1 protein-coding gene and 2 pseudogenes (1 of these 3 cut by a window edge) are annotated in these 10,634 nt (G+C 68.3%); all 3 read left to right on the forward strand.

The window, feature by feature from the left end; all coding sequences use genetic code 11:
* A pseudogene (locus QFZ94_RS44345) lies at positions 1–7,947 on the forward strand (amino acid adenylation domain-containing protein); its annotated part reaches 4,650 nt to the left of the window's first position; the annotation flags it as partial.
* Between the two features lie 189 nt (positions 7,948–8,136).
* Positions 8,137–9,939 (forward strand): annotated as a pseudogene (locus QFZ94_RS44350) (condensation domain-containing protein); the annotation flags it as partial.
* A 70-nt stretch (positions 9,940–10,009) separates the two neighbouring features.
* A partial coding sequence (locus tag QFZ94_RS44355) for an AMP-binding protein (RefSeq protein ID WP_429464296.1) occupies positions 10,010–10,634 on the forward strand: 625 nt, incomplete at its 3' end.

Genomic DNA, 10,634 nt, shown 5'->3' on the forward strand with positions numbered 1-10,634 from the left:
GAGGAGCTGAACCGCACGGAGGCGGCGTATCCGTCGGAGCGGTGCATCCATGAGCTGTTCGAGGCGCAGGTGCGGCGGGCACCGGAGGCGGTGGCGCTGGTGCATGAGAACGAGAGACTGAGCTATGGGGAGCTCAATGCGCGGGCCAACCGGCTGGCGCACCATCTGATCGCACGCGGAGTCAGGCCGGATCAGCCGGTGGGGATCTGCGTGGAGCGCAGCGCGGCGATGGTGGTGGGGCTCTTGGCGATCCTGAAGGCGGGGGGCGCGTATCTGCCGCTGGATCCGGCTTATCCGTCGGCGCGGTTGCGCCAGGTGCTGGGCGATGCCGCTCCGCAGCTGCTGCTTTGCGATGTGGCCGGCCGCGCCGCACTTGGCCCCGAGGTGCTGACTAATGTGATAGCGGTCGATCTGGAGACGGCGACGCCGGAGTGGGCGAACCTGCCGTTCTCCGATCCGGACCCGCGTGCGCTCGGCCTGACCTCGCGCCATCTCGCTTATGTGATTTACACCTCCGGATCCACCGGCACGCCCAAGGGGGCACAGAATGAGCATCGGGCTATCGTTAATCGCCTGATCTGGATGCAAAAGGCCTATGCACTCAATACGGCTGATGTCGTCTTGCAGAAGACCCCGTTTAGCTTCGATGTCTCTGCCTGGGAATTCTTCTGGACCTTGCTTGAAGGGGCAACCCTGGTGCTGGCGGTTCCTGGTGTACACAAAGACCCGGATGCGCTTGTAAACCTGATAGTCGGCCAACGCATCACCACCGCACACTTTGTACCATCCATGCTGGCCAGCTTCATGGACACGAAGGGCGCTGATCGCTGCACCTCCCTGCAGCGTCTCGTGTGTAGTGGAGAGGCGCTTTCTGCTTCCCTCACGCAGAAGGTTCGGTGCGTATTACCTTGGACCGGTCTGCACAATCTATATGGTCCCACGGAAGCTGCTATCGACGTAACGGCCTGGAATTGCCCGGCTGATTTTAATGGATCAGTGGTCCCGATCGGCCGTCCGATTGCGAACACGCGGGTGTACGTGCTGGACGGTCATGGCGCGCCGGTGCCGTTTGGTGCGGTGGGCGAGCTTTACATTGGCGGGGCGGGGGTGGCGCGGGGCTACCTGAACCGTCCCGAGCTGACAGCAGAGCGGTTCATCGCCAGTCCCTTTGTGGAGGGCGATCGGCTGTACCGCACGGGGGACCTGGCGCGGTACCTGCCGGACGGCAATCTGGAGTTTCTGGGGCGCACCGACGAGCAGGTCAAGATCCGGGGCTTTCGCATCGAGCCGGGCGAGGTGGCCGCGCACCTGTGCGGACATGCATGGGTACGCGAGGCGGTGGTGGTGGCGCGCGAGGAGCGGGCCGGCGAGCCGCAGCTGGTGGCGTATGTGGTGGCCGCAGAGGAGGCGCAGGAAGCGCAGCTTGCGGCGACGCTGCGCGCGCATCTGGTGGGGCAGCTGCCGGACTACATGGTGCCGGCGGCGTTCGTGCCGCTGGCGGCGCTGCCGCTGACGGTCAACGGCAAGCTGGACCGAAAGGCACTGCCCGCGCCGGCTGACGATGCGTATGCGCGGACGACCTATGAGGCGCCGCAGGGCGCAGTCGAAACGGCGCTGGCAGAGATCTGGGCCGAGCTGCTGGGTCTGGAGCGGGTCGGACGCCACGACAACTTTTTCGAGCTCGGCGGCCACTCGCTCCTCGCGGTACAGGTGTCGAGCCGGCTGTCGCAGGCTGTTGGGGTCGAACTGCCGCTGTCGACGCTGTTCGCCAGACCGGTGCTGGGCGATCTTGCGGCAAGTATCGTCGAGGTATTGAGCCGCTCCGGTCCCCAACACCTGCCGGCGATTGTGGCCGTATCGCGCCAGGCGCCGCTTGAGCTATCGTTTGCCCAGCAGCGGCTGTGGTTTCTGGCACAGCTGGACAAGGACAGCGCCCGCTACCACGTTCCGCTGGGGTGGCGGCTGCAGGGCAGGCTGGATCGCGCGGCGTGGCGACGCAGCCTCGATCAGCTGTATGCGCGCCACGAGGCGCTGCGCAGCGTCTTCGTTGATGCGGAGGAGGGGCCCCGGGTTGAGATCCTGCCACCCGGCACGGGCCTGCCCGTGCTGGAGCACGACCTGCGGGAGCGGCCGGATGCGGCGGCGGCGCTTGTGGCGCTGTGCGCCGAAGAGGCGTGCATGCCTTTTGATCTGGCGCGCGGGCCGCTGGTCCGTGGGCGCCTGATCCGGCTGTCGGAGCAGGAGCATGTCTTCCTGCTGACGCAGCATCACATCGTCTCGGACGGCTGGTCGGTGGGGGTGCTGGTACGGGAACTGGGCAGCCTGTACCGGGCGTTCGTGGCCGGACAGGCCGATGCCCTGCCGGTGCCGGCGATCCAGTATCCCGATTATGCGGCCTGGCAGCGGCAATGGCTCTCCGGGGAGCGGCTGCAGCGTCAGGCGCAGTACTGGCGCGAGGCCCTGTCAGGCGCACCGTCCATGCTCGCGTTGCCGACGGACCGGCCGCGCCCGGCGCGCCAGTCGTTTGCCGGCGCCACGGTGCCGGTGGAGATCGATGCGGAGCTCACGCGGGAACTCAGGCGGCTGGGCCGTGAGCATGGCACGACGCTGTTCATGACGGTGCTGGCGGGCTGGGCGGCGGTGCTCTCGCGTCTGTCGGGGCAGGACGACATTGTGATCGGGGTGCCGAGTGCCAACCGCGGCCGGCGCGAGATCGAGGAGCTGATCGGCTTTTTTGTGAACACGCTGGCGCTCCGGGTGGACCTGTCGGGCGGGCCGAACGTGGCGACGCTTCTGGAGCGGACACGGCGTACGGCCCTGGGGGCGCAGGAGCATCAGGACCTGCCATTCGAGCAGGTGGTGGAGATCGTGCAGCCGCCCCGGGCGCTTGACCACACGCCATTGTTCCAAGTGGGGCTGGCCTGGCAGAATAACGCGCTGGGGCGGCTCGATCTTCCCGGGCTGGGCGTGGAGGAGGTGGTGGACAATGCGCCCGGGCAGATCCGGTTCGAGCTGGAGCTGAACGTAGGCGAGTGTGACGGGCGGATCGTGGGCACGCTGGGCTATGCCACGGCGCTGTTCGAAGAGTCGACGGTCAGGCGGCAGCGGGATTATCTGCTGGCGCTGCTGCGGGCGATGGTTGCAGACGCGGGCCAGCCGGTGGAGCGCATCGATATCCTGCCGGCGGCGGAGCGCCGGTATCTGCTGGAGGAGCTGAACCGCACGGAGGCGGCGTACCCGTCGGAGCGGTGCATCCATGAGCTGTTCGAGGCGCAGGTGCGGCGGGCGCCGGAGGCGGTGGCGCTGGTGCATGAGAACGAGAGACTGAGCTATGGCGAGCTCAATGCGCGGGCCAACCGGCTGGCCCATCATCTGATCGCACTCGGAGTCAGGCCGGATCAGCCGGTGGGGATCTGCGTGGAGCGCAGCGCGGCGATGGTGGTGGGGCTGCTGGCGATCCTGAAAGCGGGGGGCGCGTATGTGCCGCTGGATGCGGCGTATCCGGGCGCGCGGCTGCGGCAGATTCTGGGGGAGGCGGCGCCGCGGCTGGTGCTGGCCGATGCGGCGGGGCGTGCGGCGCTGGGCGCGGAGGCGCTCGCTGGGGTGGGGCTGGTGGAGCTGGAGGCGCAGTCGCCGGCGTGGGCCGGGCAGCCGTCATCGGATCCGGATGTGCGCGCGCTGGGCCTGGGCCCGCACCATCTGGCCTATGTGATCTACACCTCGGGCTCCACCGGCACGCCCAAGGGCGTGATGGTTGAACATCGTGGAGTGGCCAATTATCTTGCGTGGGCCTGTGAAGCTTACGCGCCACGATCATCCTCGATCGTTTCTTCTTCCCTGGCGTTCGATGCGACGATCAACAGCCTGTTTGCACCGCTGATCTGCGGTGGTCATGCACGGCTGGTACGGGAACGCGATGAGGTCGCGGGACTAAAGGTACAGGCCAGTTCGGCATGCGGGCTGGTCAACGTTACCCCGAGCCATCTGGACGCGCTTGGACAACAGCTGCTGGCGGGCCCGATGGCCAGCCAGGTTGACCTGCTTGTTATCGGTGGTGAAGCGCTGTCGCATTCAACAGTCGAGTTGTGGCGCAGGGTTCAGCCTGGCGCCAGGATGGTGAATGAATACGGGCCGACCGAAACGGTTGTGGGTTGCACCTTTTACGAAATTCCGAGCGAATGCGCTGTATCGACGCACGTTCCGATCGGCCGTCCGATTGCGAACACGCGGGTGTACGTGCTGGACGGTCATGGCGAGCCGGTGCCGTTCGGGGCGGCTGGGGAGCTCTACATTGGCGGGGCGGGGGTCGCGCGTGGCTACCTGAACCGCCCCGAGCTGACAGCCGAGCGGTTCATCGCCAGTCCCTTTGTGGAGGGCGATCGGCTGTACCGCACGGGGGACCTGGCGCGGTACCTGCCGGACGGCAATCTGGAGTTTCTGGGGCGCACCGACGAGCAGGTCAAGATCCGGGGCTTTCGCATCGAGCCGGGCGAGGTGGCCGCGCACCTGTGCGGACATGCATGGGTACGCGAGGCGGTGGTGGTGGCGCGCGAGGAGCGGGCCGGCGAGCCGCAGCTGGTGGCGTATGTGGTGGCCGCAGAGGAGGCGCAGGAAGCGCAGCTTGCGGCGACGCTGCGCGCGCATCTGGTGGGGCAGCTGCCGGACTACATGGTGCCGGCGGCGTTCGTGCCGCTGGCGGAGTTGCCGCTGACGGTCAACGGCAAGCTGGACCGGCGGGCGCTGCCGGCGCCGCAGGACGATGCGTATGCGCGGCGGGGCTACGAGGCGCCACGCGGGGAGCTGGAGACGGTGCTGGCGCAGCTGTGGGCGGAGCTGCTGGGTCTGGAGCGGGTCGGTCGGCATGACCACTTCTTCGAGCTGGGCGGTCATTCACTGCTGGCCGTGCAACTGATGGAGCGGCTGCGGCAGCGCTCGCTGGGAGTAGAGGTGCGCACGCTGTTCGCGCGGCCGGTGCTGGCCGATCTGGCGGCCAGCCTGGGGCGCCATCAGGAGGTCGCGGTCCCCGCCAACCTGATTGCCGCGCACAGTACGGCGATCACCCCCGGGATGCTGCCGCTCATCGGGCTGAGCCAGGCGGAGATCGACCGGGTGGTGGCCACGGTGCCCGGAGGGCTGGCCAACATCCAGGACATCTATGCCCTCTCGCCGCTGCAGGAGGGCATCCTGTTCCATCATCTGCTGGCCAGCCAGGGCGATCCGTACCTGCTGGTCTCGCAGATGGCATTTGCCGGTCGTGACCTGCTGGAGCGCTATCTGGCGGCAGTGCAGCGGGTGGTGGACCGGCACGACATGCTGCGCACGTCGTTTGTGTGGGAGGGGCTGTCCAGTCCGGCGCAGGTGGTATGGCGCCAGGCGCGGCTGGAGGTGGTGGAGGTTGAACTGGACGAGGCTGAGGGGCCGGCTCCCGAGCAGCTGCGGCGCCGGTTCGATCCGCGCGGGCAGCGCATCGATCTGGGGCGGGCGCCACTGATACGGTTTGTGACGGCCCGGGAGCCGGGCAGCGGGCGCTGGCTGCTGCTGGCGCTGCAGCATCATCTGATCGGCGATCACACGACCTCAGAGGTAATGCATGCGGAGGTGCGGAGCGTGCTGGCGGGACGCGGGCACGAGCTGGCCGAGCCGCAGCCATTCCGTAACCTGATAGCGCAGGCGCGGCTGGGTGTGGGAGAGCAGGCGCATGAGCAGTTCTTCCGGGAGATGCTCTCGGGGATTGACGGGCCGACGCTGCCGTTCGGGCTGGGCGAGGTGCGCGGCGACGGCAGCGGGGTGGACGACGAGGCGCGGCGGCAGTTGCCGCAGGCGCTTAACGACCGGCTGCGGCAGCAGGCGCGGCGGCTGGGGGTGAGCGTGGCCAGCCTGTGCCATCTGGCGTGGGCGCAGGTGGTGGCGCGCAGCAGCGGGCGCGAGCAGGTGGTGTTCGGCACGGTGCTGTTCGGGCGCATGCATGGTGGCAGCGGCGCGGACCGGGCGATGGGGCTGTTCATGAACACGCTGCCGGTGCGGCTCGACGTGGATGGAACCGGGGTCGGGGAGAGTGTGCGTCGCACCCACGCGCGGCTGGCGGAGCTGCTCACCCACGAGCATGCCCCGCTGGCGCTGGCGCAGCGCTGCAGCGGCGTTGCGGCGCCTGCGCCATTGTTCAGCGCGCTGCTGAACTATCGCCACAATACGCTGGCGGCGCTTCAGGGCGCCGCCGCGGACGATGTCCCGGGCGGCATCGAGTGGCTGGGTGCGCAGGAACGCACCAACTATCCCCTGAGCCTGTCGGTGGAAGACTCCGGGCAGGCGCTGGGCCTGACGGCGGAAGCGGTCGAGCCGGTTTCAGCAGAGCGTATCTGCGGTTACATGCAACATGCGCTGGAGCACCTGGCGGAGCTGCTGGAGCGCTCGCCGCACACGCCGGTGCGGGAGCTGGAGATCCTGCCGGCGGCGGAGCGCGGGTATCTGCTGGAGGAGCTGAACCGCACGGAGGCGGCGTATCCGTCGGAGCGGTGCATCCATGAGCTGTTCGAGGCGCAGGTGCGGCGGGCACCGGAGGCGGTGGCGCTGGTGCATGAGAACGAGAGACTGAGCTATGGCGAGCTCAATGCGCGGGCCAACCGGCTGGCCCATCATCTGATCGCACTCGGAGTCAGGCCGGATCAGCCGGTGGGGATCTGCGTGGAGCGCAGCGCGGCGATGGTGGTGGGGCTCTTGGCGATCCTGAAGGCGGGGGGCGCGTATGTGCCGCTGGATGCGGCGTATCCGGGCGCGCGGCTGCGGCAGATTCTGGGGGAGGCGGCGCCGCGGCTGGTGCTGGCCGATGCGGCGGGGCGTGCGGCGCTGGGCGCGGAGGCGCTCGCTGGGGTGGGGCTGGTGGAGCTGGAGGCGCAGTCGCCGGCGTGGGCCGGGCAGCCGTCATCGGATCCGGATGTGCGCGCGCTGGGCCTGGGCCCGCACCATCTGGCCTATGTGATCTACACCTCGGGCTCCACCGGCACGCCCAAGGGCGTGATGGTTGAACATCGTGGAGTGGCCAATTATCTTGCGTGGGCCTGTGAAGCTTACGCGCCACGATCATCCTCGATCGTTTCTTCTTCCCTGGCGTTCGATGCGACGATCAACAGCCTGTTTGCACCGCTGATCTGCGGTGGTCATGCACGGCTGGTACGGGAACGCGATGAGGTCGCGGGACTAAAGGTACAGGCCAGTTCGGCATGCGGGCTGGTCAACGTTACCCCGAGCCATCTGGACGCGCTTGGACAACAGCTGCTGGCGGGCCCGATGGCCAGCCAGGTTGACCTGCTTGTTATCGGTGGTGAAGCGCTGTCGCATTCAACAGTCGAGTTGTGGCGCAGGGTTCAGCCTGGCGCCAGGATGGTGAATGAATACGGGCCGACCGAAACGGTTGTGGGTTGCACCTTTTACGAAATTCCGAGCGAATGCGCTGTATCGACGCACGTTCCGATCGGCCGTCCGATTGCGAACACGCGGGTGTACGTGCTGGACGGTCATGGCGAGCCGGTGCCGTTCGGGGCGGCTGGGGAGCTCTACATTGGCGGGGCGGGGGTCGCGCGTGGCTACCTGAACCGCCCCGAGCTGACAGCCGAGCGGTTCATCGCCAGTCCCTTTGTGGAGGGCGATCGGCTGTACCGCACGGGGGACCTGGCGCGGTACCTGCCGGACGGCAATCTGGAGTTTCTGGGGCGCACCGACGAGCAGGTCAAGATCCGGGGCTTTCGCATCGAGCCGGGCGAGGTGGCCGCGCACCTGTGCGGACATGCATGGGTACGCGAGGCGGTGGTGGTGGCGCGCGAGGAGCGGGCCGGCGAGCCGCAGCTGGTGGCGTATGTGGTGGCCGCAGAGGAGGCGCAGGAAGCGCAGCTTGCGGCGACGCTGCGCGCGCATCTGGTGGGGCAGCTGCCGGACTACATGGTGCCGGCGGCGTTCGTGCCGCTGGCGGAGTTGCCGCTGACGGTCAACGGCAAGCTGGACCGGCGGGCGCTGCCGGCGCCGCAGGACGATGCGTATGCGCGGCGGGGCTACGAGGCGCCACGCGGGGAGCTGGAGACGGTGCTGGCGCAGCTGTGGGCGGAGCTGCTGGGTCTGGAGCGGGTCGGTCGGCATGACCACTTCTTCGAGCTGGGCGGTCATTCACTGCTGGCCGTGCAACTGATGGAGCGGCTGCGGCAGCGCTCGCTGGGAGTAGAGGTGCGCACGCTGTTCGCGCGGCCGGTGCTGGCCGATCTGGCGGCCAGCCTGGGGCGCCATCAGGAGGTCGCGGTCCCCGCCAACCTGATTGCCGCGCACAGTACGGCGATCACCCCCGGGATGCTGCCGCTCATCGGGCTGAGCCAGGCGGAGATCGACCGGGTGGTGGCCACGGTGCCCGGAGGGCTGGCCAACATCCAGGACATCTATGCCCTCTCGCCGCTGCAGGAGGGCATCCTGTTCCATCATCTGCTGGCCAGCCAGGGCGATCCGTACCTGCTGGTCTCGCAGATGGCATTTGCCGGTCGTGACCTGCTGGAGCGCTATCTGGCGGCAGTGCAGCGGGTGGTGGACCGGCACGACATGCTGCGCACGTCGTTTGTGTGGGAGGGGCTGTCCAGTCCGGCGCAGGTGGTATGGCGCCAGGCGCGGCTGGAGGTGGTGGAGGTTGAACTGGACGAGGCTGAGGGGCCGGCTCCCGAGCAGCTGCGGCGCCGGTTCGATCCGCGCGGGCAGCGCATCGATCTGGGGCGGGCGCCACTGATACGGTTTGTGACGGCCCGGGAGCCGGGCAGCGGGCGCTGGCTGCTGCTGGCGCTGCAGCATCATCTGATCGGCGATCACACGACCTCAGAGGTAATGCATGCGGAGGTGCGGAGCGTGCTGGCGGGACGCGGGCACGAGCTGGCCGAGCCGCAGCCATTCCGTAACCTGATAGCGCAGGCGCGGCTGGGTGTGGGAGAGCAGGCGCATGAGCAGTTCTTCCGGGAGATGCTCTCGGGGATTGACGGGCCGACGCTGCCGTTCGGGCTGGGCGAGGTGCGCGGCGACGGCAGCGGGGTGGACGACGAGGCGCGGCGGCAGTTGCCGCAGGCGCTTAACGACCGGCTGCGGCAGCAGGCGCGGCGGCTGGGGGTGAGCGTGGCCAGCCTGTGCCATCTGGCGTGGGCGCAGGTGGTGGCGCGCAGCAGCGGGCGCGAGCAGGTGGTGTTCGGCACGGTGCTGTTCGGGCGCATGCATGGTGGCAGCGGCGCGGACCGGGCGATGGGCCTGTTCATGAACACGCTGCCGGTGCGGCTCGACGTGGATGGAACCGGGGTCGGGGAGAGTGTGCGTCGCACCCACGCGCGGCTGGCGGAGCTGCTCACCCACGAGCATGCCCCGCTGGCGCTGGCGCAGCGCTGCAGCGGCGTTGCGGCGCCTGCGCCATTGTTCAGCGCGCTGCTGAACTATCGCCACAATACGCTGGCGGCGCTTCAGGGCGCCGCCGCGGACGATGTCCCGGGCGGCATCGAGTGGCTGGGTGCGCAGGAACGCACCAACTATCCCCTGAGCCTGTCGGTGGAAGACTCCGGGCAGGCGCTGGGCCTGACGGCGGAAGCGGTCGAGCCGGTTTCAGCAGAGCGTATCTGCGGTTACATGCAACATGCGCTGGAGCACCTGGCGGAGCTGCTGGAGCGCTCGCCGCACACGCCGGTGCGGGAGCTGGAGATCCTGCCGGCGGCGGAGCGCGGGTATCTGCTGGAGGAGCTGAACCGCACGGAGGCGGCGTATCCGTCGGAGCGGTGCATCCATGAGCTGTTCGAGGCGCAGGTGCGGCGGGCACCGGAGGCGGTGGCGCTGGTGCATGAGAACGAGAGACTGAGCTATGGCGAGCTCAATGCGCGGGCCAACCGGCTGGCCCATCATCTGATCGCACTCGGAGTCAGGCCGGATCAGCCGGTGGGGATCTGCGTGGAGCGCAGCGCGGCGATGGTGGTGGGGCTCTTGGCGATCCTGAAGGCGGGGGGGCGCGTATGTGCCGCTGGATGCGGCGTATCCGGGCGCGCGGCTGCGGCAGATTCTGGGGGAGGCGGCGCCGCGGCTGGTGCTGGCCGATGCGGCGGGGCGTGCGGCGCTGGGCGCGGAGGCGCTCGCTGGGGTGGGGCTGGTGGAGCTGGAGGCGCAGTCGCCGGCGTGGGCCGGGCAGCCGTCATCGGATCCGGATGTGCGCGCGCTGGGCCTGGGCCCGCACCATCTGGCCTATGTGATCTACACCTCGGGCTCCACCGGCACGCCCAAGGGCGTGATGGTCGAGCACCGGGGGGTGGTGAACTTTCTATCGGCGTTTTCAGAGATATCTTCAATTTCTGACCGCGATACTTTTTTGGCTTTGACCACCATCTCGTTCGATATTGCGGGGCTCGAACTGTTCCTGCCTTTGAGCACTGGGGCCGCAGTCGCCCTTGCAAGCCGTAAGGATGCAATCGACGCCATGGCCTTACGCCATTACATAGCACATCACAACATTTCTTTCATGCAGGCGACTCCGGCAATGTGGCGCCTGCTCTTAGATGGAGGCTGGCAAGGAACACCAGCGCTGAATGCGGTATGTGGGGGAGAAGCGTTACCTGCAACTCTGTCACTTCGCCTAAATGAAGCGG

The sequence above is a fragment of the Paraburkholderia sp. JPY465 genome (assembly GCF_050436725.1).
GTDB classification, from domain to species: Bacteria; Pseudomonadota; Gammaproteobacteria; order Burkholderiales; family Burkholderiaceae; genus Paraburkholderia; species Paraburkholderia youngii.